This window comes from Fodinibius salicampi (assembly GCF_039545095.1).
GTDB lineage: Bacteria > Bacteroidota > Rhodothermia > Balneolales > Balneolaceae > Fodinibius > Fodinibius salicampi.
Genome location: NZ_BAABRS010000001.1, coordinates 1,551,499 through 1,576,601 on the forward strand (window position 1 = coordinate 1,551,499; position 25,103 = coordinate 1,576,601).

Annotated in this window: 26 protein-coding genes; 8 read left to right on the top strand and 18 right to left on the bottom strand. The window is 42.0% G+C overall.

What is annotated here, in order from left to right; translation table 11 throughout:
* Positions 1-4 precede the first annotated feature (4 nt).
* Entirely contained in the window at positions 5-940 is a 936-nt protein-coding gene (locus ABEB05_RS06595) for an NmrA family NAD(P)-binding protein (protein ID WP_265788621.1), read from the bottom strand.
* A gap of 158 nt (positions 941-1,098) precedes the next feature.
* Between ABEB05_RS06595 and ABEB05_RS06600 the strand changes: the two genes are divergently transcribed.
* The gene (locus ABEB05_RS06600) at positions 1,099-2,133 is read left to right on the top strand and encodes a hotdog domain-containing protein (protein WP_265788622.1); all 1,035 of its coding nucleotides are present in this window, start codon (positions 1,099-1,101) and stop codon (positions 2,131-2,133) included.
* 105 nt (positions 2,134-2,238) lie between these two features.
* Here the strand turns inward: ABEB05_RS06600 and ABEB05_RS06605 are convergent, their stop codons facing one another.
* The 7 genes from ABEB05_RS06605 to ABEB05_RS06635 form a co-directional block, all read right to left on the bottom strand.
* Positions 2,239-4,542, bottom strand: a complete 2,304-nt coding sequence (locus ABEB05_RS06605; protein WP_265788624.1) for a TonB-dependent receptor — start codon at positions 4,540-4,542, stop codon at positions 2,239-2,241.
* A 140-nt stretch (positions 4,543-4,682) separates the two neighbouring features.
* A complete protein-coding gene (locus ABEB05_RS06610; protein ID WP_265788626.1) occupies positions 4,683-5,093 on the bottom strand; it encodes a hypothetical protein in 411 nt (136 codons plus the stop codon).
* A 110-nt stretch (positions 5,094-5,203) separates the two neighbouring features.
* Positions 5,204-5,950 carry a DUF2249 domain-containing protein gene (locus tag ABEB05_RS06615; RefSeq protein ID WP_265788628.1) on the bottom strand — a complete coding sequence of 249 codons (747 nt, stop codon included), beginning with the start codon at positions 5,948-5,950 and terminating at the stop codon, positions 5,204-5,206.
* A gap of 12 nt (positions 5,951-5,962) precedes the next feature.
* On the bottom strand, positions 5,963-6,343 hold the full coding sequence (locus ABEB05_RS06620; RefSeq protein ID WP_265788630.1) for a DUF488 domain-containing protein: 381 nt from the start codon (positions 6,341-6,343) through the stop codon (positions 5,963-5,965).
* Positions 6,344-6,366: 23 nt separating this feature from the next.
* Positions 6,367-7,620 carry an alginate export family protein gene (locus ABEB05_RS06625; RefSeq protein ID WP_265788632.1) on the bottom strand — a complete coding sequence of 418 codons (1,254 nt, stop codon included), beginning with the start codon at positions 7,618-7,620 and terminating at the stop codon, positions 6,367-6,369.
* 433 nt (positions 7,621-8,053) lie between these two features.
* A complete protein-coding gene (locus ABEB05_RS06630; protein WP_265788634.1) occupies positions 8,054-8,683 on the bottom strand; it encodes a helix-turn-helix transcriptional regulator in 630 nt (209 codons plus the stop codon).
* 21 nt (positions 8,684-8,704) lie between these two features.
* Positions 8,705-9,457 (bottom strand): hypothetical protein, encoded by a 753-nt coding sequence (locus ABEB05_RS06635; protein ID WP_265788636.1) that lies wholly within the window; start codon positions 9,455-9,457, stop codon positions 8,705-8,707.
* Positions 9,458-9,619: 162 nt separating this feature from the next.
* Here ABEB05_RS06635 and ABEB05_RS06640 point away from each other — a divergent pair, with 162 nt between their 5' ends.
* From ABEB05_RS06640 to ABEB05_RS06665, 6 genes are all read left to right on the top strand, one after another.
* Positions 9,620-9,970 (top strand): ferredoxin family protein, encoded by a 351-nt coding sequence (locus ABEB05_RS06640; protein WP_265788638.1) that lies wholly within the window; start codon positions 9,620-9,622, stop codon positions 9,968-9,970.
* Between the two features lie 86 nt (positions 9,971-10,056).
* Positions 10,057-10,386 carry a metal-sulfur cluster assembly factor gene (locus ABEB05_RS06645; RefSeq protein ID WP_265788640.1) on the top strand — a complete coding sequence of 110 codons (330 nt, stop codon included), beginning with the start codon at positions 10,057-10,059 and terminating at the stop codon, positions 10,384-10,386.
* 27 nt (positions 10,387-10,413) lie between these two features.
* Positions 10,414-11,517, top strand: a complete 1,104-nt coding sequence (locus ABEB05_RS06650; RefSeq protein ID WP_265788642.1) for a hypothetical protein — start codon at positions 10,414-10,416, stop codon at positions 11,515-11,517.
* 64 nt (positions 11,518-11,581) lie between these two features.
* On the top strand, positions 11,582-12,001 hold the full coding sequence (locus ABEB05_RS06655) for an OsmC family protein (RefSeq protein ID WP_265788643.1): 420 nt from the start codon (positions 11,582-11,584) through the stop codon (positions 11,999-12,001).
* 76 nt (positions 12,002-12,077) lie between these two features.
* A complete protein-coding gene (locus ABEB05_RS06660; protein ID WP_265788645.1) occupies positions 12,078-12,647 on the top strand; it encodes a plastocyanin/azurin family copper-binding protein in 570 nt (189 codons plus the stop codon).
* 109 nt (positions 12,648-12,756) lie between these two features.
* Positions 12,757-13,248 carry a DUF4149 domain-containing protein gene (locus ABEB05_RS06665; protein WP_265788647.1) on the top strand — a complete coding sequence of 164 codons (492 nt, stop codon included), beginning with the start codon at positions 12,757-12,759 and terminating at the stop codon, positions 13,246-13,248.
* Between the two features lie 45 nt (positions 13,249-13,293).
* Here ABEB05_RS06665 and ABEB05_RS06670 read toward each other — a convergent pair whose 3' ends face one another.
* The 9 genes from ABEB05_RS06670 to ABEB05_RS06710 form a co-directional block, all read right to left on the bottom strand.
* Positions 13,294-13,698, bottom strand: coding sequence for a heme-copper oxidase family protein (locus ABEB05_RS06670; RefSeq protein ID WP_265788648.1), 405 nt, complete (start codon positions 13,696-13,698; stop codon positions 13,294-13,296).
* A gap of 53 nt (positions 13,699-13,751) precedes the next feature.
* Positions 13,752-14,204, bottom strand: a complete 453-nt coding sequence (locus ABEB05_RS06675) for a hypothetical protein (protein ID WP_265788650.1) — start codon at positions 14,202-14,204, stop codon at positions 13,752-13,754.
* Positions 14,192-14,413: a DUF3565 domain-containing protein gene (locus ABEB05_RS06680; RefSeq protein WP_265788652.1), complete on the bottom strand. Its 222-nt coding sequence runs from the start codon at positions 14,411-14,413 to the stop codon at positions 14,192-14,194. Before ABEB05_RS06680 ends, ABEB05_RS06675 begins: the two co-directional genes overlap by 13 nt.
* Positions 14,414-14,425: 12 nt before the next feature.
* Positions 14,426-14,878 carry a hypothetical protein gene (locus ABEB05_RS06685; protein ID WP_265788654.1) on the bottom strand — a complete coding sequence of 151 codons (453 nt, stop codon included), beginning with the start codon at positions 14,876-14,878 and terminating at the stop codon, positions 14,426-14,428.
* A 195-nt stretch (positions 14,879-15,073) separates the two neighbouring features.
* Positions 15,074-15,463, bottom strand: coding sequence for a group III truncated hemoglobin (locus ABEB05_RS06690; protein ID WP_265788656.1), 390 nt, complete (start codon positions 15,461-15,463; stop codon positions 15,074-15,076).
* A gap of 62 nt (positions 15,464-15,525) precedes the next feature.
* Positions 15,526-16,770, bottom strand: a complete 1,245-nt coding sequence (locus tag ABEB05_RS06695) for a hypothetical protein (protein WP_265788657.1) — start codon at positions 16,768-16,770, stop codon at positions 15,526-15,528.
* A gap of 122 nt (positions 16,771-16,892) precedes the next feature.
* On the bottom strand, positions 16,893-17,744 hold the full coding sequence (locus ABEB05_RS06700) for a tetratricopeptide repeat protein (protein ID WP_265788659.1): 852 nt from the start codon (positions 17,742-17,744) through the stop codon (positions 16,893-16,895).
* A 37-nt stretch (positions 17,745-17,781) separates the two neighbouring features.
* Positions 17,782-19,569, bottom strand: coding sequence for a CRTAC1 family protein (locus ABEB05_RS06705; protein WP_265788661.1), 1,788 nt, complete (start codon positions 19,567-19,569; stop codon positions 17,782-17,784).
* Between the two features lie 12 nt (positions 19,570-19,581).
* Positions 19,582-21,579 carry a cytochrome b/b6 domain-containing protein gene (locus ABEB05_RS06710; RefSeq protein ID WP_265788663.1) on the bottom strand — a complete coding sequence of 666 codons (1,998 nt, stop codon included), beginning with the start codon at positions 21,577-21,579 and terminating at the stop codon, positions 19,582-19,584.
* Between the two features lie 190 nt (positions 21,580-21,769).
* Between ABEB05_RS06710 and ABEB05_RS06715 the strand changes: the two genes are divergently transcribed.
* Complete coding sequence (locus tag ABEB05_RS06715) at positions 21,770-23,164, top strand: tryptophanase (protein WP_265788665.1); 1,395 nt, start codon at positions 21,770-21,772, stop codon at positions 23,162-23,164.
* A 533-nt stretch (positions 23,165-23,697) separates the two neighbouring features.
* On the opposite strand, the gene ABEB05_RS06720 is transcribed toward ABEB05_RS06715, so the two are convergent.
* Positions 23,698-25,083 carry a tyrosine phenol-lyase gene (locus ABEB05_RS06720; RefSeq protein ID WP_265788666.1) on the bottom strand — a complete coding sequence of 462 codons (1,386 nt, stop codon included), beginning with the start codon at positions 25,081-25,083 and terminating at the stop codon, positions 23,698-23,700.
* Positions 25,084-25,103: the final 20 nt, after the last annotated feature.

Here is a 25,103-nt window from a genome sequence, read left to right on the forward strand (position 1 = left end):
ATTGCTATACCACTTCCGGGAGAAAGTCTTCAATGGCTGCCGGCTCGCGTCCCAAGAGCTTACCCAAAGCATCGTGCGTGTAGTTCAATGCTCCGTTGACAAAAGTAGTTGCAACGCTCGTACTCAGCGCAATGGTTTCATCCGGCAACCCTGCCTTTTCCAAATTCTTTTGAAAATCAGCAATGGATAGATCGTGGTAGGTAATATCATTGCCCGTTTCTTTGCTTATCAAATCCGCAATTTCTTCGAGGTCATAAGCTTGTCCCGAGGTTATCTCATAAACCTCATCTTTGTGCTCATCCCGGCTCAACAAACCATTGGCAAGAGCTTCGGCCATCTCCGAACGCAGAGCCAGATTTATTTTCTGCCCTCCGGATGGAAAGTACCATTCGCCGGTATCCAGCGCATCTCCCAAAAACATCGGTAGAAATTCACCATAGAACGTATGGCGATAGATCGTAGAATCAATTTCTGCATTCTTAAGAATGTTTTCGGTTTCATGATGATCCGGTGACAACGGACTTAGCTCCTCGTCGGCATGTACTATGCTTGTATAAAAAATATGATTCACCTCAGCTTCCTCAGCCGCATTGATCACATTTTTATGCTGCTGCACCCGCCCCTCCAGTGAACTTGAAGAAATCAGTAGCAGTGTATCCACATTTTGCATTGCCTCTTGAAGAGATGCATAATCGGTGTAATCGCCAATCCTTATTTCAACACCTTTTTTCTTGAGCTCAGCACCCTTTTCCTCACTCCTGACTAAACCTGCTATATCTTCAGAAGGATCCTGTTTCAGCAAAAAATCTATGGCCTGTGATCCTAAATTCCCGTTTGCTCCTGTTACGAGTATCATAATATCTTTATTTATATTTACCAGATTATTACCTCTTTCACCAATATATACCGAAAGCTGATTGAACCAAATTCGTTCCTTCAAAATTGTTTAAAAAACAGTGTTTTTCTATTTCTATTGATTATCTGGATGTTTAATAGCATCAGTAAAAACTATTTAGCAGATCATCAGAAATAATATTCAAAAATACTAACAGATTTCTATCTTGAAGTAATTCCAACGCATTATCAAAACCAATACCTATGCGCCCACTAGATACATCTATTGAACGAACCCTGCCCTTTAGCAGTGATAAAAAGCTGCGTAAAAAATTTATGATTGTAGATAAAGATATACCTGGCAATATTCGGTGGGGACGCCTGCTTGAAGAACTCGATAAGCTGGCCGAGGATATCGCGCTCGATTATGTACATCAGTTTGAACCGGAGGCCCGCGTAGTTACCGCTGCGGTGGATGATATTGCCCTGCACGTTCCGGCCGATATTACAAAGGATGTCTATTTGCGGGCCCGGATTAATTATGTGGGACGCACTTCCATGGAGGTCGGGATACGAGTGGATCAGGACAAAAAAGCGGAACACTCATTGGCGGCTTGTTATTTTACCATGGTTGCCCGGGTTGGGGAAGGTAAGAAAGCAAAAAGCCTCCCCATCCCTCCCCTGGATTATGAAAGCGATCTGGAAAAGGAACGGTACGAAGCGGCGATAGAACGACGTAAATCGTATCGTAAACAGATGGATGCGCTGGAGGAACCTCCCAGCAAGGAGGAGTTTCAACATCTGCGCGAATTACACCAGGCCCAGGAAGCGGAAGATTTTAAAGGACTTTTAGCGGGAAACCTTATCCGAAGCAATATGGAGCGGATGTATCCGGATCACGAGAATGTCCCGAAAAAGATATTCGGGGGCTACGTCATTCGTCGCGCTTTTGAACTCTCACTCATGCATGCCGAAGAGATCGCTCCCCATCGGCCCGTTTTTGTACGCGTCAACCGGATTAACTTTCTGCAGCCCATACGCATCGGGGACAAGCTTGATTTTACGAGTCGCATCGTTTATACAGGCGATACTTCCATAAGTATTGAAATTGATATCGAACGTACCAGCATGGACAAGATAACCAAAGCTCTGTCTAATACCTGTGTATTTACCTTTGTCAATGTAGATGAAAATATGGAACCACAGCCCGTTCCAAAGGTTTATCCCACTACCTATGCGGAGGACGAACGCTACCTTAAGGCCCATCGTCGCCGGAAAGAACACCTTGACACTATTTAGGTAATTTATTATCGCAGACTCCTCAAGTCAGCCCACTAAACTTAAAGGGGAAATACATTTTAAGTATCTCCCCTTTTATATCGTATTTACTGATTGCTAACTCAGTTAAAAACGAACACTGATATCTCCAAATAGTACCCGGCCCGGTTCGGCAATAGTCATTCCTGAATATGGGTTTTTAGCATTCAGGTGATTGATGTACTGGCGATCTAACAGGTTTTTCACCCCAGCCTGAAGCGAAATACTATTAGTAATATTCCACCCGCCTTGTAGATCAAAAACCGTATATCCTTCAGTGGATGTTTCTCCCCGTGCCGTTGCAACACGTTCCTGTTCACTTACAAACTTGGCTGTGCTCTCCAGAAATAGTGGCTGCTTTGAAAATTCGTAGCGCAGCCCAACGGTCCCGGAAAGAGGAGATACGCCCAGGGCCGGTTCATCGAGCTCTGTATCCTGTCCCCACAGGTAACTGAGTGAACTGTTAATTGTCAGTGGTTCGACAATACGATAGCAAGCTGAGATATCAAATCCTGCAAAACGCGCTGAACCGTTAATGTATTGATACACCGTTTCGGGACTCAGCGGCAGTCGTTTGGGAAAGTTGGTAGCTTCAAGCGTAATGTAGTTATCCATATGGCGGACAAATCCATTCAATGAAAGGTTGATATTTTCATATCTCCCGTTAAGCCATAAATCCGCCTGCGTGCTGCGCTCAGGCTCCAAGTCGGGATTACCGACAAATTCAGCGCTCATCTGGGCTTTACTTGCGGGAATACGGTCAGAATAGCGTTCCGTAGCATCAGCTGTGCGGACCACCGAGCCAAGCCCCAGACCAACCGACCAGAAATCAAAGAACTGGTAATTCAGTGTTCCTGAAGCGCTGAAATTAGCTTCCCGACTGTCCAGATTAGTAGCGATATTCTGCTCAAAAAACTGGCTGATGGTATCAGCATCCGCACGTACAAAATCCATCCGCCCGGTAGCGGTAGCGCTGAGTTTTTCAGAGAAAGAATAACTGAGGCGATTGAATATACCTAAATCTGTTATGGTAGCTTCGGGCCACATCAGGTCAAAAAACAGCTTTTGCCCATTGTCGCGGCGACTTAGTCTCCGTGTTGCATCCCGATAAGAACTGTATATATCGGTCCCTACTTCCCAGTCCCACTGATCTCCGGTTTCAATCATTGCAGCCAGCTTTCCCCCGGATACATAATTGTCCGCTTCGACTTCTACATCCAGCGCAAAAGGAGGCATGCGATCGGGATCAGGTTGGGCGGTCGGTTTATTATCATTATCCATACCATGGCTAACATTATTGATGTAAGCTTTGGCCTGTAGGTTTCGAATAATATTATTCTCAGGATTCCATTCCCAATCCAGAGAACCATTATAGGTGTTAAAATAGGTGGCATCGAGGAGTCGCCCGGGATAATCGATATCTTCCTGGTTTTGATATCCTAATGAAGCGGTAATCCGGCTGTTTGAGGTGACTTCATAACTTACCTTTCCACGGATCTCACGTGACAAATAATCACCGGGAATGTTCGTTCCGTTTCCAGAGGCGTAATCGTCACCAGTACGCCAGGCACCGCTGACCATATACCCCACTTTTCCAGATTGTCCATAGAGCGAAGCGGCCTCTTCGAGAGTATTGAAATTGCTGTCGTATCCACTGGTCAGGTTGCCCCCAAATGCTGTATTCAGATTATTCAACGACTTTGTTTCTACCCTGATGGCACTCATATTCCCAGCGCCCCAGCTCAGCGCATAGGGACCTTTTACGATTTCAATATTTTCGATCATCGTTGGATCAAGATGGCTGAGAGGGGAATCCATACGGGCAGGTCCGGCCGGAAAAATGCGGGTTCCATCCAAATAGGTACCCACTTCTGTTTCACGAAGGCCGCGTACCACGGGATCAAGTCCCACGGGTCCGCGACGAACGGCATCCACACCATTTACACTCCGCAACAATTCACCCGAATCGCGAGGATTGGCTTTTCTTATTTCCGCTTGACTTACGTTGGCATCTACGTTGAGATCGGGACGAAGTGCCGTAACCGTTATACCACCAAGCATCATTTCGGATGGATGCAGTTCTATGGTCAGCTCAACGGTTTCTCCGCCGCTAATAGCAACCGATTGCCGTATCTGTTGATAACCTACAAAAGAAATCTCAACATCGTAATTTCCCGGTGCTATCGACGGAATGGTAAAGTTGCCCTCAGAATCGGTCGCCGCACCTTTACTAAGCTCCGGAATAAAAATATTGGCTCCCGGAATAGGCTCAGAAGTTTCGGCATCAACGACGGCTCCCTCAAGAGTCCCTTTGGATTGGGCGAAAACGGCATAAGGTAGTAGTATACCTAAGAATAAAATTAAAAATAAACGTTTTTTGTGTTCAATCATTGTTATAGTCTGGTCCTTATCCGCTGAAAATCTGCAGCAGACTTTGTTAAAAGTTGTTCTTTTAAATGGATTGAGATATAGTTCTCTCCTCCTGTATTGGTCTGATAACAAATAGTGCAGGATAAGTTGAGAGAAAAATACTATGCAGTGGGTACGAACTGTGGCGGGGGGACCAGCGGATCAGAAATCCAGAGAGACTTCAGTTCTGATCGGAAAGGACTGAAATAAATTTTGTGGTAAAGGGGATCAATGGCAGAATTATTAGTATCCACAGCCAGCAAATTTATCCGGTATTGAATCAATAAAGATGTAGCTGATCGTGAGGTATTTTGATCATCTGAGTTATTGGATACATTTTCTACCATACAGCTTCCGTCACATTCATCATCAGGACTATCTTCATGATGATGCATTTGCATTTTAGATGCTGTCTCTGTCCCCATATCCATATGCGCATGCTGCAAGCAGTGCAGCGTACAGGGGATGGTAAAGCCTGCGACGCTTACAAAGACACTAAAGATAAGCGATATGGAGAGTAGTTTATTTTGCATCACCAAAAAATATAATCCGCATGTAAAATTATTATGAACCTTGCATAATTCAGATTCATTTTCTGTACTTAACTTAATATAAATTAAATAGAAAAATTTGTTTGGCTGATCTATTTATCCAACTTCATCACTTTCACCTTCCACTCTTTGGGCATCGTTTCCAGATACTCCCATTTAAACGGTTCGTCACTTTCGGCCTCCATCTGATAGTATAGCGGCTTCGGATCGTGGTCATTGATAAACACAAAGGCTTCCCCCGGTTTTAGCTCATCAAAAGCATCAAAAACCATATCGTGTCGTTTTGCGGGGATATGCGGACGCACATCAAATGAATTAACCACAGAAATATCCTCAAGCGCCGGATCCGTTTCCTCTTTTTTAGTCACGTGGATAATATATTCTCCCGGCCGGTCTTTTTTATATATCCATGTGTATTCCCCATCGAATTTTCTCTTAAAAATTTTGCGAATTTCTGCCGGATCTTTTTCCGATATGATCTCCATAGTATCACCTTTCAACATCATCCCATAGCGATGAAATACAGCATATTTCCAGTCTTTGCGGTCTGCCTTCCGAAGATCCATTAGGGTAGAAAAATCATCGAATTCACGCCCTTGTGATTCTTCAGTACGGGTCACACGCACCTTCCACTCCTGTCCACCGCGTTGCAGGTACTCCCAGCCGACTACATCGCCGTAAATCGATCGAAATTCATAATATAACGGCTTTGGATCGTGGTCGTTGACGAAGACAAAGCTGTCGTCCGCCGGTAGCTCCTTGAACAGCTTAAGCAGTTTTTTATGCCTTTTTATGGGGATTAGCGAGCGTACATCGAGTTCTTGTTCTGTTTTTTGCATTTGATCGTTTAATTAATTGTTTGCTGTTAATTGTTCATTTAAAAATTCTTTTAAAACCAAAGCATGATTGTGGTCTTCATCTTTGGCCGCATACAACAGTGTGACATGCTGCTTCTCTGTTTTGTCTATAAGATGATTTACCTCCTCTTCTTTTTGGATCAGCTCCCCCTTATACCGATTCGCAAACTCTTCGAATTTCCCCGGATCGTGATTAAACCACTTTCGAAGTTCAGTAGTGGGCGCTATTTCTTTGCACCACTCATCGAGCCCGGCCTCTTCTTTGGAAACGCCGCGCGGCCAAAGTCGGTCAACCAGCACACGGTATCCGTCATCCTCAGAATACTCTTCATAAATCCGTTTTATTCGAATAAGTTGATGATCAGAAGTATTCATAATTGATTTTTTTGAAAGATTATCTAGTTAAGGAATTGAGGAGTTAGCATTATCATAGCCCATCCCCAATGCTGCGTATATTTACCGGCTCTTTGTTGTAGGGCGTCCAGCGAAGAGCTATTGAAAAGTGTGGAATATCCCATTCTGAAACCTATTTCATCCGTAAAACTATAACTAAAGGACCAATCGATTTCGGATCCAAGATATTTGTCTGACACTTCATCTGTATTTAGAGGATTCTGAATGTTATTTGCCAATGCGAGATAATGATAAGTGAGACCAATACTGGCCTCCTCATTCACTTTAAAAGTAGTTCCTAAATATACGTCCTGTAATCCTCCACCTCGGGTATCTCGCGGAATGTTCAGGAAATAATCCATGTGGCCATAAAACTTGTGATTTGTAGCATACAAAGTATGAAAGGCGTGACGCGCTGGGTCAGCGTCATTTATACCTCCACCCGAAAGATAGTCGAAACCAGTTTTTAATTGAACATTACCTAAACTGCGTGTTGCGTTAAGCGAAAACATGCTAGCTGATATATTTCTCCTTGTGGCATCATCTCCCCCCTGGAAATAAGCGCTACCCGATAGTTCCCAGTCCTGCGTATTGTAGAGCAGATGTGTACCATAGGTATACCGGAAGTTTGTACCACCAGACTGGTGCTCAAAACCATCCGTCAAAAAAATCGCTGAAATATCCAGATAACTAATCTTTTTATTCATCCATAGATAAGACAATACTTTATAATTGTTCAGTGTATAGGGATTATTAAACAGGGTTTGGGCTTCCTGATTAAAAGCACCCCCCAGATCAATCTGAAGATTCGAGTCTGAGTCATGATATTTTAAAACAAGAGCATCGTGGCTTCTGGCCTGTTGTGTCCAGTTTACACTGCCGAGCAAACGCTGATCATCGTACACTAGTTCTTGTCGTCCCAATTTCAGTTGGAATACCTCAGACAGGTATAACTGAGCCCAGGCTTCATGAATATTGACATTCGCATTATCCTGTAACTGTTCAACCTCTCCCCAAACACGAACATCCTGGCCTGATACTTTTATTTTATATAGATCGGATTCGTAGTTAAGTGATAGCCGGGTTCGTTGTGATGTAAAGAATGCAGGTTCTGTTGCCGGAGTTCTCAGAAGTTGATAGCCATTTCTATATTCGCTTCTTGGCCGAAACTCTCCATCCAGACTCAGCTGTGCTAAAAGAATGCTCGGAGTTAAAAGAATGAGAATAAATAAGACAATATTTTTAAGGGATTTTAACATTAGGAGTCTCTACATTAAGATTAGTGTCAGGTATTAATATCATTTTGACAATGATGCCCATTTCAGCCATTTGGTATTATTCAAGGTGCATGTAGTTTTCTTATATAAATTAATAATTAATACTCTTTTATCTTTAATACAAGTATTCTACTTAATTACAATTTTTATGCCAGACTAAACGTCATTAGTAAATGCTGATCTTTACCGGTTTATTTATATAAAAACTACTCGCAAGTTGTAGAATATTGCAATCTTGCTAATGTACATTTCCCCTGCCCATTGCAACTCTGCAAGAATCTTTATCTCAAGCTGTTATTTTGCTTCTTATGATAAGGTGTTTAACGATGCCTTTTTTAAAAATGAGGCTAAGAATGATCATAACACCTTCCTCTTTGTGCAGGTTTTAGCATTGTTGGATTCATTATGTCACCATTTAATCTGTTGGGATCTTATAGGTACATGAATAATCACCTTCAGCGATAAAGGTAGCTCGTTCAGCATTTTCATTAAATAATTTTTTATAGAACATTTCTTCCAGCTTGCAAGGCAAACGCGTTTCTTTTATAACTTCACTAAAGGGGCAGTTACATTCTTTAACCGTGAGTTTATTTTCATCCTCATCAACCTGGTATTCCGGCATAAATCCCTCTTCCTCCAGCATCTCCATCAAAATCTGGATACGCACTTCGGGATCATCTGTGGAGGCATCTTCTATCCGCTTTCGTGCTTTTTCCAGCCGACTTTCCCAAAATGCTTCAAAAAACTCTTCAATAGCTTCTCTATCTCCTCGAGATTTAAAATAGCTAATCATCTCGCGGATTAATGCCGATTCTGAGGACGGAAACAGGCTATTTCCTTTTGAAGTCAACTGATATCGCAGGCTGGGTCGGCCCGGACCGGATCGCACATATTCTCGTTCCACGTAGCCATCCCTTTCGAGTTGTAAAAAATGTTCCCGAATGGTTGTTTTTGCCAGCTCAATTTCCTCAACCGCTGTATCTATTGAGAGGGTACCCTTGCGTTTGATTAAATCAATAATCTCTTTTTTTGAACCGGTAAACATAACGCTGTTATCAAATTATAATTAGATTACATTGAGTTCTTGCCTAACAATGGGAATCACATTTTCTACTTCAATCCTGAATTGCTTTTCCAGTATCTCCTCCAGCTCAAAAAAGTTATGATTCATAATACACAATGTCGTACATGCACCTTCAGGATTTTTAAAATTATTCCCTCTTTCTTTTACCACATCTTTCAGTTTAATTAACCGCTCCTGGTCATCTTCTATGATCTTAAGAGAACGTTCGAGTTTTCGAATAGTCCCATCCAGCACATTCCCATTGTCATTATTATAAAGCCTGAGTGCGATCGGATAGAATTTATTTCGTTCAAAACCGTAGTACAACCGCAGCGCTTCATCAAAAGAATTAAAGTGCCATTCCATATTCTTTAGCCAGGGATACTGATTGCCATGTATCTTATGAACCCTGGAAAAGCTATCGCTGATTTCATCCAGAAGACTAATACTTCTCTTAAGAAATTCCTCTTCCAGATAAGTTATCCACTGCGGTAGACTATCGTCATAATCAATATCCGTTTGTTTATGTTGATCTTCCTGTATTGAATAATCCTCATGATGTTTTTTGACCCAATCCAGTACTTCCACCTCACTCCAGTGGCGCTGCTGGCAAACCGATCGAAGAGTTTCTTCCTTGTGGTTCGACGGATCCAAACCAATAGATGCCAACAATTGTGCCGCCTTATCATAAACAGATATAATCTGATTCAACTTGGCATCAGGAGTCACTTGCTTGAAAGATTGATCGGAATTCATAACAATTTGTTGCTTTTTTCTATTGCAAATCTGTTTCTAAGATACTTATGATTTACAGACAAATCAATAAAAAAGGTTTAAACCGTTTTTATAGTTGATATTAATTTTCGGTACTCCTACCTTTAGGTCGAAACCAATTGAAATCGATTAGCAATAAGCAATATGGCTTATGTAGTCACCGATCCTTGCATCCAATGCAAGCACACTAATTGCGCGGCTGTATGCCCGGTGGATGCCTTTCGGGAAGGACCTAACTTTTTGGTCATTGACCCTTTTGAATGTATCGATTGTGATGCATGTGTAGCCGAATGTCCGGAAGAAGCCATATTTCCTGATGATGAAGTTCCCCTGGAATGGGAGGATTATATTGAACTAAACGATCGGCTTTCAGAAGAATGGGCGGAGCATGTTATCAACCAGGCAAAGGAGTCGCTGCCGGATGTTGACAAATGGAGCGGAAAGGAAAACAAGCGCAAACACCTAATCGAAAGCTGGGAAGAAGAAACAGTGTAATGGTTATTCGCTATTTATGATTTGGATCAAATCCATAGCCGATAACTATTAACAATAGCAATATGAAAAATTTGGAAACTAAATCTATGAATAATTCCTCTATAATTCGGCGCAGGATAGTCCGGCAGCTCCGTGAGGTTATCGACCCTGAATTAGGCGTAAATATTGTGGATCTTGGGTTGGTTTACAACATTTTGTTCGGCGATGACAAAGTGATTGTAGAATATACGACCACCACTCCGGGGTGCCCCATGCGCCGGTATTTACAACAGCAAATTGAGGAAGCCCTCAAATCTGTTGAAGAAGTCGATGAGTACGAGACGAACTTAGTCTGGGAGCCGGACTGGTCAGTGGATATGATCGACGGCGAGGTTGAATTCTTCGCGCATCCCCCACCCCGGACTCAAATGTCATAATTAGTTTTCTTCAATAATTAATAATTAATGACATCTCCTAAGGTTTCAACATATGTACTGGTAATCCTGCTCTTTGTAGCGGGTATTGGTCTGTTAAGCGGACTTTATTCCGGCTTGGTACGTTTAGGATTTTTAGCAGGAACTTCTGGAGGTATCTCTCCCCTGGCGCACGGTCCACTCATGATCAACGGGTTTCTGGGAACGCTCATCGGACTTGAACGAGCGGCCGCACTTGAAAAAAAATGGTCGTACTTAGCCCCTGTTTTATTGGGTATTTCAACCATCCTGGTACTTGCCGGATTTACAGTCCCGGCGAAGCTGCTGTTTATTCTCGGATCCTTTTTCCTGCTAGCGACTATGCTCTACCTTTACAATATGCAGCCGGTTGCTCATCATCTTATCATGGCCCTTGGGGCAGGCACCCTCCTCATCGGCAATATTCTATTCCTGTTTGATACTCCAATTTTTAACCTTGTTGCCTGGTGGGCCGGATTTCCGTTATTAACTATTTTCGGAGAACGACTGGAACTCAATCGTATTATGCGTCCGCCCCAAAGAGCCCAACACCTATTTTTAGCACTCATCATTCTCTGGACAGCTGCAATAACTTTTACTCATATCAACCGTCCGATCGGATGGACAATTGCCTCTGTTTCCCTGATCGCACAGGCCGGCTGGCTTTTTAAATATGATGTAGCCCGTCGCACTATCAAGTCTGTTAAATGGACCCGCTACAGTGCCATTAGCTTACTGACAGGCTACGGCTGGCTCGTATTAGCAGGATTTTTCAGCCTCTGGCAGGGCTTCCCTACAGCGGGTCCCCTGTACGACGCCCTGTTACATATGATATTTGTGGGTTTTGTATTCAGTATGATCTTCGCACACGCTTCCGTCATCATTCCTTCACTATCAGGGAAACTTGTCCCCTATCATCAATATTTTTATCTCCCACTTTTGCTCTTGCACGGATTTCTCTTAATAAGAGTCATTGGGGATATCGTCTGGCTGCCCGTTATACGTTCCATTGGCAGTTATGGAAATGTATTGGCTATTTTATTGTTTTTAGGTGGCATCATATTTCAATTACTAAGAGTAAGTGCAAGGAAGAAAATAACGAACAAAGGAATGTAACTCTTTTTAAAAGCCTTATATTAACACATAACTTACATCAATCAGAACTTAAAACACTATTATTATGCCTACAAAAAAAGCAAATGCAGAATGGAAAGGAGATCTTAAAAGCGGAAAAGGAACCATGGAATTAGAAAGTGGTTCTTATAAAGGAAGCTATACTTTCGCTACGCGATTTAAAGATGAAGACGGATCGAATCCAGAAGAATTGATTGGGGCGGCCCATGCCGGTTGCTTTTCTATGGCCCTTTCTAATGAATTGGCCGAAGCCGGATACGATCCAAAATCGGTCAAAACCAACGCCGAAGTAACTATCGATCCTTCAAAAGGAGAGATTACAGAAATAAAGCTCATTTCAAAAGCAACTGTTCCCGGAATAGATGAAGATACGTTCCAGGAATTTGCAGAGGGAGCTAAAAAAGGATGTCCGGTATCTAAGGCTTTGGCCAGTACTAATATTACACTGGATGCAACCTTGCTATAAGCAAAAAGATAGCTGTAATACAGCGAATACTTTCTTATTTTAAACCTATAAATTTCAACCTAAATAAATTCATTTTATGACACGTTTTGCACCATACTTATTCTCACTAATGCTATTATTTGTTACTGCTTGTGGGGGCGGATCTGACGATCAGCAACAAACAGAAACCCAGGAAAGCCAAACCACAGCTCAACAAGCTGATGATGGTGTTCGTACTATCGAAATAGTGGGTATCGATCGCATGAAGTTCGTCGTTGAAGGTGATGAAGACGGTATTTCTACCGGCGATACTATGGGCGATTATGTTCTGCTCGAATCTATCACTGCTGAACCCGGCGAAGAGATTCGTATTCGGTTAACCACAGAAAGTACTCTGCCCGCATCTGCCATGGCTCATAATTTTGTGCTGCTGGTTATGGATGCTGACGCTACTGCATTTGCTAATGCGGCAGCCAGAGCTAAAGATAATGAGTACATCCCTGCTGATATGGAAGATCAGATTATCGCTCATACCGATATGGCTGCAGGTGGTGAAACAGTAGAGGTAACCTTTACTGCTCCTGAAGAGGCTGGTGATTACGAATTTATCTGTAGTTTCCCTGGTCACTACTCCGGCGGAATGGCAGGTACGCTTACCGTAGAATAATCTCTGATATTTATATTTTATAATAAATTTAAAAGCGGCTGATCCTTTCAGCCGCTTTTTTTATTGCTAAAATTTCAGCCATTTAAAACTGGAAGGTTAGAAATCAGCCATGTATTACCTATCAATTTACACGCATATCCTTTCTGCTATTTTCTGGATCGGAGGGATGCTCTTTACCGCCGCCGTTTTAGTCCCGGCTACCCGCCATAAATTATTGAAAAATAAAAAAGGTGCCTTTTTTACGCTTATTGGGAAAAAATTCAGCCGAATATCCTGGGTACTCTTTATTGTTCTTACAGTCACCGGAATAACAAATTTACTTACCCGGGGTTTTACCACAGATCAACTTCTAACTGCTTCTTTCTGGACTGATATTTTTGGCGGAAATTTATTTATTAAGCTGCATCTTTTTGCCGTCGTACTAATTATTAGCGGTATCCACGATTTCTATGCCGGGCCCAAAGCAGCAGAATTAATGGACAAACAGCCAGACAGTAAAAAAACAAAGACAATGCGGAAACTATCTAGCTGGCTGGGACGTATTAATCTTCTATTGGGACTGGCAATTCTTTATTATGCCATGCGTTTGCTTCGGGGATAATCAGTAGAAAATAATGAGTATTGAGTATTAATTGTCACTCATTACTTACTTATAAGTCACAGCCCGATTCCAGTGGAGGCCTATAAACAAAATTACTGCTCCTATTTCAAATAACCGCCCGACAATGGTGGCCGATGAGCCAATCACATCCAGATAGGAAGCCACATTGATGAGAATGCCCAGATTTAATAATGCAACCATTACCAGCGCCAGCATGGGATTCCCTCTCGATGGTCTTATCAAGTAGCGCGGCAATATCCAGTAGGCGGTTCCCATAGTAAGCTGAATTATCCACCCAAAAATGCTGATTTCTATATGAATTGAAAGCAGACTCCACATTCCGGCAAATGCCGGATAGGCTTTGCTAACCAGAATTAAAGCGCCGATGGAAAATCCCACAAGCATATAAATCAACGATGCTTTTATCATCCAGCGACTCGGTATTGGCATAAGGTAGTTTTACTGGTTATTTGTTATTAGGATTCAAGCGAAAACTTAAATCATTAATTTTCGGATTTCTGTCGTTTCTTCTTTCGCTGCCTGCGACGCTGCTCTTTGGATTGAATTCGCGGCCAGAGTTCTATGGTATAAGTTGCAGCTGCTGCAACTTGGGCTATGGCCGAAACAACAATCAAAATATTCCAAATAGCTGCATTTGATGTGTAGGACGCGGGCTCAGAAACCATGCGGCATACAAGTCCAACATTTAACATGATATAGGTCAGCCATCCCCATTTTTGAGGCCAAAATCCTTCTTCTTTGGTTCGGCCGGGGAACATCCACATGGAGACGCCAAATATTATTTGTGTAATCCATCCAACCATCAGCAAGTGCCAGAAAAGGGGTGTTATTCCAGGAAAATTTAGCCATTTAAATTCGGTAGCTAACCCCAATAAGAGCGAGGCTAAAAAATAAAGGAGTCCCGTTTTAATAAATAAGCGTGCTAATCTTGGCATGGAGGTTCAAAGTCTTTGGATTCGTTACGATCACATTTTTTACAGTTCAATTCCTTTCCAAGACGACTTTCCCGGCCTTGTAGAGTCATCACCCATGGACGCAGCATCCAAGGAGGATTATGTCGCACATGCTGATTGTGTCCACATCGAAGCTCCGCTACCCAATCGTCTTCTTCATCTTTGTGATAGCCGATAATTGGTTGTTTCATAATAATATTTTGCTAGTCACCGGTCCTAGCAGAAGAAATGGATTCCCGAAAATTTGAGTGGCAATCCACACAGCCTTGCTGAACAATACGGTAGTGGCGAAGAACTTCCGTCATATCTTTTTGAATGGCAGCCATCCGCATTGAATCAGCATGATGATGTACTACCATGTCATACTCCACAAACTGCTTCATTTCGGTACCCAGCTTTTTCTTTACTAACTTCTTATCCTCAGATGTCATTGTAGGATGATCTGATATTCTGCCTGCTCCTTGTTTAATCAAACTAAATTCTTCCGTATAAATACCACGGTCAACCTGCTGCATATCTATCAACAGCTGTTGCATCATAGGAACCAGCGGCATGGTTTCCGGCTGTTTGGCTTTTTCATGCGGATAGATCACCCATCCCATAATGCTGATAGAAAAGACAATTAAAATCGTAGTTATTAATATTGAATCTCTCATAATTTCAAATATTTATTTTTAATTATATGAACTATATCTAAATTCCCGATTGCGCTAATGGAAACATCCATTGCCCCTTCAGTATATAATAATCTACTCATGGAGGCATCCCTTAGTCCTTCGCGTTCTGTGTCTATACAGGCATTTTGGACTTTTCAGCTAAGATCTGCATCCCTTGTTCCATTTTTGTTATTTTCATTGGCTTTCTTCTGATTCATTAAACTTACCTTCCATCTCCATTCTAACAGAAAAAGAAGAAGCTATTTTCCCTGCCATTTCCTTGGCATGTTCGGCTTTTTCACCTTCAAAATATTCATCTACGGTCTCTTCAAATAATCCATACCATCGACCAAAATCTTCCTTTTCTATAGGTAAAGGAAGGTGTTCTCTAAATGGATGTCCCTTATAGCGTTGAGTCTGAAACAACAATTTTGACCAAAAATCAACCATTTTAGGCAAATGGTTCTCCCACTCCACCCCCGCAAAATCATTAAAAATGGGTCCAAGCCGCACATCCTTTTCTACTTTGGCATAAAAAGCATGCACAAGTTTTTGAATGTCATCTTCATTTTGGATGTCTTTCATCTAATACTTCTCTTTTCTATATGATTTAACAATTTCTGTAATCTATTATAATTCCAAGTCGCTCAATTTCTTGAACCGTTCAATCTCATCCAATACGTAGTCACGGCAATAATCGGAAGCAGAGCACCAAATGCCAAAGCATATAAAATCCATGGCCCGGAAAGCACATCTGGCCACAACCGTGTAGGTATAAGTAACGTTACCAATGTAATGAGAATAGCAACCCCAACAGCCTGATAATATCTAATAGAAATGGGGGACTTTACCTGGATCCATCCTATTCCCATTAACGTAAGCCCTCCCAGCAATAAAATATGCAAATAGAACAGGCGTAATCCCGGATCGGACAGCCAGAATGAACTGGGTATTACTGAACTTACGAACTGCATTAATCCTTTTAAACTCAACAGGCAAATAGGCCAAATCCATATTCGGTGTTTCCAATTTCCAGATTTATATAATACCAGCAGCACTATTAATATTCCTATAGCCGCCAGTGCTCCCCCAATACGCGCCGTTATCAAAAGCGTAGAAGAAAGCAATGATTCGGATATTCCATATGGAAAAGTCAGCGGCGCCCCAATAGCTATACATCCTAAAGCCACGTGTGGAGGAATCGGCCAGTTTTTTTCGCTGATATTCAGCTCCGAAATTAAAACAGCCAATAGTATCAATACAACCCAACCTTCAGTAAAAGCAGCAAGAAAGAAATGAGTCATACTCTTCATCAACAGGTGCGACTGCGGAGCTATCTCCTGTATAACTGCCACTCCCCAGGCGCCCAGTGAGCAGATGGACAGCAGGAAGAGTGCTCCATCAAACCAAGGCAGACTATCATCCTCTTTTAAAGCGGAACGGCCTTTCCAGTATCCCCACATAAATCCATACCAGCTGAGCATTACCAAGCCTGAAAAGACCACGGAAAGCGGCATGGCAGCCGACCCCAAAGGTACAGGACGATAGCCATAGAATAAGAAAAAAGGATAAGCCAACAGGCCAAATAATAAAGTGGCGGCAATGGAATATTTCATCCATTTTATTACCCTGACCTGGCTGTGAGTATCTAATTTTCCGACTATTTTCTGCATAATAATGTAAAAAGGCAATGGAACCGCCCAAGCAAAAAACATCAAATGCGAATGAGCATGGCGAACATTGCCAAAGGATAATTCACCGGGCATCCATCCCAGCATTCCTAATCGATAGAAAAAGCCGGTAAGTCCCGCTAGCACAAAACAAGCCACTGATGCCTGCCATAGAAAGGAACCATTTTGCAATCTCACAGAACCGAAATTATGAAATCCCATAACCTGACTTTTTAAGATAAATCTTATAAATCATCGAATATAACAGGTCTTTATAAACATTTGATGATAAATAAGATGTTAACAAAATGAGACTCTTTAAAATATTACCTTGCCCTATCATTTTAGTATTGCGAGACACCTAGCTGATTATCAAATGTGTTGTAATTAACCTCATTAATACCTTGCTTCATCAAGCTGTCAATATTTGTTTGAAACATATCACAAAACATATCTTCTGAGAGCATAGCCCTCGCTCCTTTTTTTGTAGCCCCCTCACCATGTATTTGTATATGGCCCAGACTCTGATAAATCCTCCAGGCTTTCCGTAACCTTTTCTTGCCAGCCTCTCTTTTGTTCTCCTTCCAATCAATATAGCCTCTTAAAAATAGAGCCTGATAGTTTGAATTGTCAGCTGACAGAACAGCATCTAATAATTCCTTAGCTTCAGACATATTATTATCAAATATTGCAATTTTTGACAATTGCAAAGGAGCGCCAATCTCTTCGCGATTCAAATCTTTTGCATACCTATACTTTCTTTCAGCTCTCTCCATATCGAATAGCGGGTTATCGTCATCCGTACAGAAATATAGTTTCCCTAATTGCAACTGAGTACGCGGTACATTCTCCTGAATCTCTTCTAGTCGAAGCCAGTATTTTTCAGTCTGTTTGAATTTCCGTTGAAATAGATACATGTTTCCCAAATAGTATAATGCATCCGTATGTTCTCCATCTCGTTTCAGTGCCTCTTTATAATGATATATAGCTTGTTCATAGTCTCCGGCCGTTCGACTTGCAGTAGCTTGTTGATAGTGAGACCAAAATTCTTTACTTGCTTTCACTTCAACATTTTGTTCTTCCTTTATTGAATGAGCTTTTTGTAACTCTCCCTGTGAAATATACTTCCAAATACCAACAGATGAATACAGAAATACCAATAAAGAAAAGGATAATATATGTGACCTTTTGACCATCCTCTGATATAATTATAAGTTATAATTCTGCCAAGAATTAGTTTAGATTTCGTAACGCTGAATCACCCTCTTGGATATGCAGTCGCTGGTTTGCCTTCACATTCGTGAATACCTGTTCTTCTCCGCTCGGCCAGCGGATAAAAAGGGTATCGGCCTGACACGCTCTTCCAAGTCCAAATTGCTGTATTAACGTATTTTGTGAGAGATAGGAAGGCTGCATTCCAACCTGTCTTATTTGCACCTCATCATCCACAGTCAGTCTTATCTTTGTCCCAATTGCAGATTTATTACTTTCCGTACCTTCCAGCTTCAATTGCAGCCATTGATTGGCGGTTTGGGTTTGGTTTTCCAGCAAAACAGCAGGAGCATCATGATTCACAATAAAAAGATCCTGTTGCCCATCGTTATTATAATCGCCATAAGCACCACCACGCCCTACCCACTCTTCTTTGAAGTACGCTCCCGCTAGTTCAGATATATCGTAGAAGCCATCTTCATTGTTTCGATTCCAGAATATCCGATCTTCCATAGGAATCATATCTTGGGAGTTCTCTGTTTTTTGCATTGTGTGTCCGTTAACTACGAAAAGGTCCTCTCTTCCGTCATTATTTATATCCACAAACGAAGTTGCCCAACCTACATAATCAGTCGATAATTGTCCCATCCCAAATCGATCGGCTTCATCTCGAAATTCAAGTGTCCCCCTGGTATTGACCATATTGCTATAAAAAGCATTTTCTTCGGCAACCCAGTGGGTAACAAAAAGATCGTGATCCTGATCTCCATTCCAGTCACCAATGGCAACCCCCATTGAACCCCTATAATCAGCTACCTTAGCTTGGTAACTGATATTTATAAAAGTTCCATCACCCAAATTCTGATATAGCATATTGTCCGTTACATCATTTGCTATATACAGATCCGGCAAATTATTATTGGTCAAATCCACCCACGCTACCGCAAGACTTTTACCCTCCAGATTAGCAACACCCGCTTCTTTGGACACTTCTGAAAAGGTTCCATCCCCATTATTTTTATATAACAGATTGGAAGCAGGTTCAAAGACTGATGGATTAATAGAAGGCGGCTCCTGCAGGTTTCGGATTTCCTCATCATCAGGAATTTCAAAATATATTATGTATCCACCAATATAGAGATCAACGAAGCCGTCGCTATTATAATCCGCCCATGCCGCTCCCGACCAAAATCCCTCTTTCTCTGCAAGTCCCGCCTCAGCTGTAACTTCTGTAAAGGTACCATTACCATTATTATGAAAGAGTCTGTTTTGACCATAAGTGGTAATGAGACAATCAATATACCCATCATTATCATAATCGGCCCAGGCGGTACCAATACCATATACTGGAATTTTCAAGCCTGCCTGTTCTGTTACATCTGTAAAAGAACCGTCACCATTATTTTGATATAGTACAGGAGTTGCGGGTGAATTATTGAATGCTTCATGACCCATATCTGTCGGTCCGGCAAAATTCACCACAAACAGATCTTCATATCCGTCATTATTAAAATCAATCCACGCTACACCAGATCCCATATCTTCCGTAATCCTTGAGCCACGCTCTTTATAAAAATGCTTGAACTCAATTCCTTTTTGTGCCGTGACATTTTCAAAACGAATTTGCGGAACGTCTTCCGGAACTTTCCTATCCAGCCGTGCTGTTCGTCCTTCTACCTCGTCACCGGGTATATATTTTGCGGTATCCTGCTTCTGCCAAATAAAAGAAGCTGCAAGAATAGAAATTAATGCTATAAATACGGATGCGCTGAGTATTCTTTTTTTCCGGCGGCTTAAATTAGAAAACATGATGTTTTTTTCTTATCGAGACACTTTTACCTGATGAGTATCACTGGAAACGGTAGTTATAGGAGCCGTTTCGTCATCTACTTCTGTAAATACTTCATTCATCAAAAACTGGTTGAATTTTCGATACTGCAGCTTCGCTGTTATATAAATGTCTGTAATATTTTCTTCCGTTATATCCACAGCAAAACGAGCATAATCGGTTTTCCCGGGGTAGAGAGCCCGGCTGTACCGTACGCCTACAAGCTCCCAAAGATTGTGGCGGTCAATTAAATTTCCATATTGATCGACCGGCTCGGCTTTAAATATGAAACTACCGGATTCTATAAAATGATCTTCATCCAGCGTTCCTGATGAAAATAATATATTGCCATCCTGGTCTTTAGCTATTATTTCTATCCATGACTGCATCATATCCAATGGACCTGTTGGAAATTCATGGCCTGCTTTTTTGTTAGTAATAATGACATCCATATTTAATTCCTCGCCCACCTGGATACTATCTGGGCTGATAATTGAGATCGGAATGGTCTCACCTTTAACCCACTTATCCTGTATTTCCGGAATTTCATAATCTCCCCGAAGCCATTCCTCAATCAGCTCTACATGCTTATCTGCATTAGGCAAGTCCAGTAGCTTGGGCACATATTGATTTCCACCCAAAAACCGATGACTACGGTGTTTTTTATCATCAGCTGTCCTGTTTATATCAAGCGCATCCCCACGAGCCGGATCTTCTGAAGCTGTGAGCGGCATGTGGCAATCCCTGCATTCCAGTGTGGCAAATGCGTTCTCCTCATCATTCCAGTGACTCTTCCGCCATTGGTCATATTGATTCTGTAACTGAACCCACCCCACATTATTAATATCTTCGTCTATATATTGCTTATGACAGGAACCACAATACTCAGATGTTTTATAAAATGTCCGGCTGTAACTATCTACATGTTTTTCTGGATAGGCCCTTATCAGGAAATCGCTAATAAGCTTAGCTATCTTTCCATCCTTAAGCTCAAATATATATCGCTCCGGAGAGATAATGGCATAGTCTGCATTTCCCTGAACATCAGCCTCTGTCATAGTATGGCAAGAGACGCAGGATATCCCCTCATCAAGTCCGATATTATTAGTCAGTTTATCGGAATAGAGATTCGCAGAACCAGCAAATAATCCAATGGGATCGTGGCAACCAGCGCAATACCGGCTGGCCACTGCTCCCTTTTGTTTGCCCATATTTTCCTGAATTTTCCTAAAAAATGGATCCGAAGCAGCGTAGCGATGGGCACTAGTCTCCCATTCTTCTTTTATTTCAGAATGACAACCTGATGTACCACACGATTCCGATCCTCCGAGCCGTTCTGCGTCAATAAGATCTCCGCTTTCTGTACGGGCAAGGCTTGGCGCAAAGGGACTCTCAGCCCCCTCATGGTATGGATAATCATTGGGTAGTTTAACCGTATCAGAATAAGAAGATGAGTAAGCAAACATTAGTAGTCCTACTACCGCAAACTGATAGAGCAACAAATAGGCACTGTTAAAACTAAATTTCTTTTGGCCTAACTTTCTTTTTTGAATCGTTTCGCTCTTATTTTCTGCTTTTGAATCCCGGAAGATAATCAACCCTACGTGAGGGATAACCGAAGCGATGAGTACAAAGGTTGAGGTTAAATGTATTTTCTTCCAAACAGCTGTGATAGCCGACATGAATAACGCTTCATAAGTCAAAATCAAACCCGATATTATGGCTACTGTTGTAGCGGCCATTGCTACATATCCCATAATCACGAATTCGTTGATGGGACGGTCTTTATATTCCAGCCAATGCTGATATTGATACCACAGGTAAGGAAACAGAAATAGTAATCCCACAACTGTATGTAAAAGTACCATTAACTGATTGCCCACACTGAAAGGCAACAGATAAATAGAAAGACCTGTTAATATCTCAAATAAAAGAAAGCCAGATACCGTATAAAGAAGCGGCCGAACCCATTTGTTTCTTTTTGATGTCATCGATAGTCGCTAAAACCAATTATGAATTTCAAAAGTAATAATAAGATAAAATACTCTTTTATACCAAATAAAATCAGGTTCAATCATGCTTGGATAAAATTCTTGTACATTATTGAACAGTAACTGTATTTTTGAACTGATTAAATAAAGTTTATAGTTACCCTAGCCCCTTAACCCAAGGAACTATTTTATGAAACTAAATGAATTTGAATCCGATACTATTATTGAACCCTTTCGTATTCGGTCTGTTGAACCTATTCGATTCACTTCTATGGAGGAGCGGAAGCGACTTCTTAAGGAGGCCGGGTATAACCCCTTCTTGCTCAAAGCGGATGACGTGCTGATAGATCTGCTAACGGATAGCGGTACAGGGGCTATGTCCTCCAAACAGTGGTCGGGCATAATCGCCAGTGATGAATCTTATGCAGGCTCCTCTTCTTTTTACAAACTGGAATCTGCCGTACAGGATATAACAGGATACAAACACCTCATCCCTACTCATCAGGGACGGGCAGCTGAAAATATCTTCTTCACAACTATTGCTCAGGAGGGTGACGTCATTCCTAGTAACACTCACTTTGACACCACTCGTGCTCATGTAGAGCATGCTGGTGCCGAAGCACGTGACTTAGTGATAGCAGAGGGACATCAACCCGAAAGCCGGCATCCGTTTAAGGGGAATATGGATCTGGATAAACTGGAAAAAACCATTCATGATGTTGGAATCGATAATATTCCCGTAATTATGATTACGGTAACCAATAATTCTGGGGGCGGCCAGCCGGTAAGCATGGAAAATATCCGATCCGTCTCTGAGATTGCCCGAAAAAACGATATCCCTTTTTTCATTGACGCCTGCCGGTTTGCCGAAAATGCCTGGTTCATCAAAACCCGCGAAGAAGGATTTTCTGGTAAAAGCCCTATTGACATTGCACAAGAGATGTTCAGCTATGCTGACGGTTGTACTATGAGCGCCAAAAAAGACGGCATGGCCAATATCGGGGGATTCCTGGCACTGAACAGTGATGAACTGGCTTCTGAATGCCGAAACCTGGAGATCCTGACCGAGGGTTTCCCTACCTATGGCGGGATGGCCGGCTACGATATGGAAGCCGTTGCCCAAGGTCTCTATGAAGCCCTCGACAGCGACTATCTGCGCTATCGAATCCGTTCCATTGCTTATCTGGGAGATAAACTTACTGATGCAGGCATTCCCATTGTACAGCCTACCGGGGGACATGCGGTCTATTTGGATGCCAAGAAGATATTACCTCATATTCCGCCTACCCAATATCCTGCATGGTCTTTTAACAATGCCCTCTACCTGTTAGGAGGCGTACGCGGAGTAGAAATTGGAACCGTTATGTTTGGACAACACCCCGACGGTAGCGAAAAGCCTGCAGCTATGGAGCTGGTCCGTTTGGCTTTTCCACGCAGAGTTTATACGCAAAGCCATGTTGATTATTTGGCTGAAGTAATCATTTCAGCATATGAGCAACGCAAAAAACTCAGCGGCTACGAGATTGTTTCAGGCCCGGACGTGCTACGGCACTTTTCGGCCCGGCTGAATCCGCTTGAGGAATAACAAAATTAAACCTGTCGATCAAAATAAGTTATTACTTTATTTAGATAATTAAACTGTTTTTAAGCGGTATTGTACCGTGATAAAATGGGGGACTATTCTTTGAATCCATGAGTTTAAGAAGGGCTATAAATAGAAAAAGTCCTGCGGTTGCAGAACTTTTTTTCGATCAAGTGTTTATAATATAAGGCTAATACCCTACACAGAACAAGTCTTTCTTCTATTTGTAGATTAATATATAAGTAATATGTAACTAATAGTAACTAACCTATAATCAATAGGTTATTAATATAAGTATTTTAATACAACTACTGAATGTTTGATATCGAAAATATGAGCCTTTTGTGCTCCGTCCTGTAATAAAAAGATAGAATATCTGATTAAACTTTATTTTATATCAATCAGGGGAATAAACATTCCAAGCTCTGCGGAGGATGGGGAAAAAAGCAGAAAACTAATATTCTAATACTTGGTCCGCATAAGAGATACCGAACGAGGTTGATTATTACGACCATTAGTTTTGGGACAAACGGTATTTATCGCTTCTTAAATCGCGACTGGAAAAAGCGTAAATATTCCGGTTCATAATCAAATTCTAAACCAGTAATATCTTCGCGCTGGTAATAGACTGCTTCGACCGATTCGGCGACAACATCCATATGAGCCTGAGTGTAAACGCGCCGCGGTATGGTCAGGCGCACTAATTCCAGCTCCGGGTAATTGTGTTCACCGGTTTCCGGATCCCTGCCGGCGGAAACAACGCCCCGCTCCATGCTTCGGATACCCGCATCCACATATAGTTCGGCCGCTAATGTTTGGGCGGGCAATTCATCCTGACTCAGATGGGGTAGTATCTTTTTAGCATTGAGAAATACTCCGTGGCTTCCTATAGGTCGAACAACCGGAACCCCCATGTCAATCAGCTTCTCTCCAAGATACTGAACTTGTCCTACGCGGGCCCGAATATGATCTTCATCTACGGATTCTGTGATGCCAATGGATAAGGCCTCCATATCACGTCCGGCCATACCGCCGTACGTATGCAGGCCCTCATAAATAACAACCATATTCTGTGCTTTCCGGAAGAGCTCCTCATCATTAAGAGCCAAAAACCCGCCAATATTTACCAAGGCATCTTTCTTGGCGCTCATTGTTGCTCCATCGGTGAGCGAACAAATTTCCCTGACGATATCTTTGACAGGCGTATCCTCGTAACCTTCCTCCCGCTGTTTAATAAAGTAAGCATTCTCCGCTACACGCGTCATGTCGTGGATAATGGGAATCTCATATTTATTCGTTAGTTCCCGAACCTTTTTCAGATTTGACAGTGAAATCGGCTGTCCACCTGCCATATTTACTGAGGTGGCAATAGAAACATAGGGTATCCTTTCAGCGCCCTTCTCTTTGATCAGATTCTCCAGCTTAATGAGATCTACATCGGCTTTAAACGGATGCTCATTCTCCGGATCATGCGCCTCATCGATAATTACATCCACAAATGTGCCACCGGCTAGTTCCTGATGCAGTTTCGTCGTGGTAAAATACATATTCCCCGGAATGAAGTCCCCTTCATCAATCAACAGCTGAGAAATAATATGCTCTGCTCCCCTGCCCTGATGAGTAGGAACTACATAATCGTATCCATAATATTTTTGAATGGTTTCTTCCAGGTGGTAGAAATTTTTACTTCCGGCATAAGCTTCATCCCCCATCATCATACCAGCCCACTGCCGATCACTCATTGCAGAAGTTCCACTATCCGTGAGCAAGTCGATATAGACATCCCGGGACTTCAGCAAAAAGGTATTATATCCCGCTTCTTTTATAGCTTCTTCTCGCTCTTCCCGGCTAATCATTCGCACGGGCTCTACCATTTTAATTTTATATGGTTCTGCCCATGATCTTTCCTTATTTCTCTCCATCTTATCCTCTATTTTTGAGT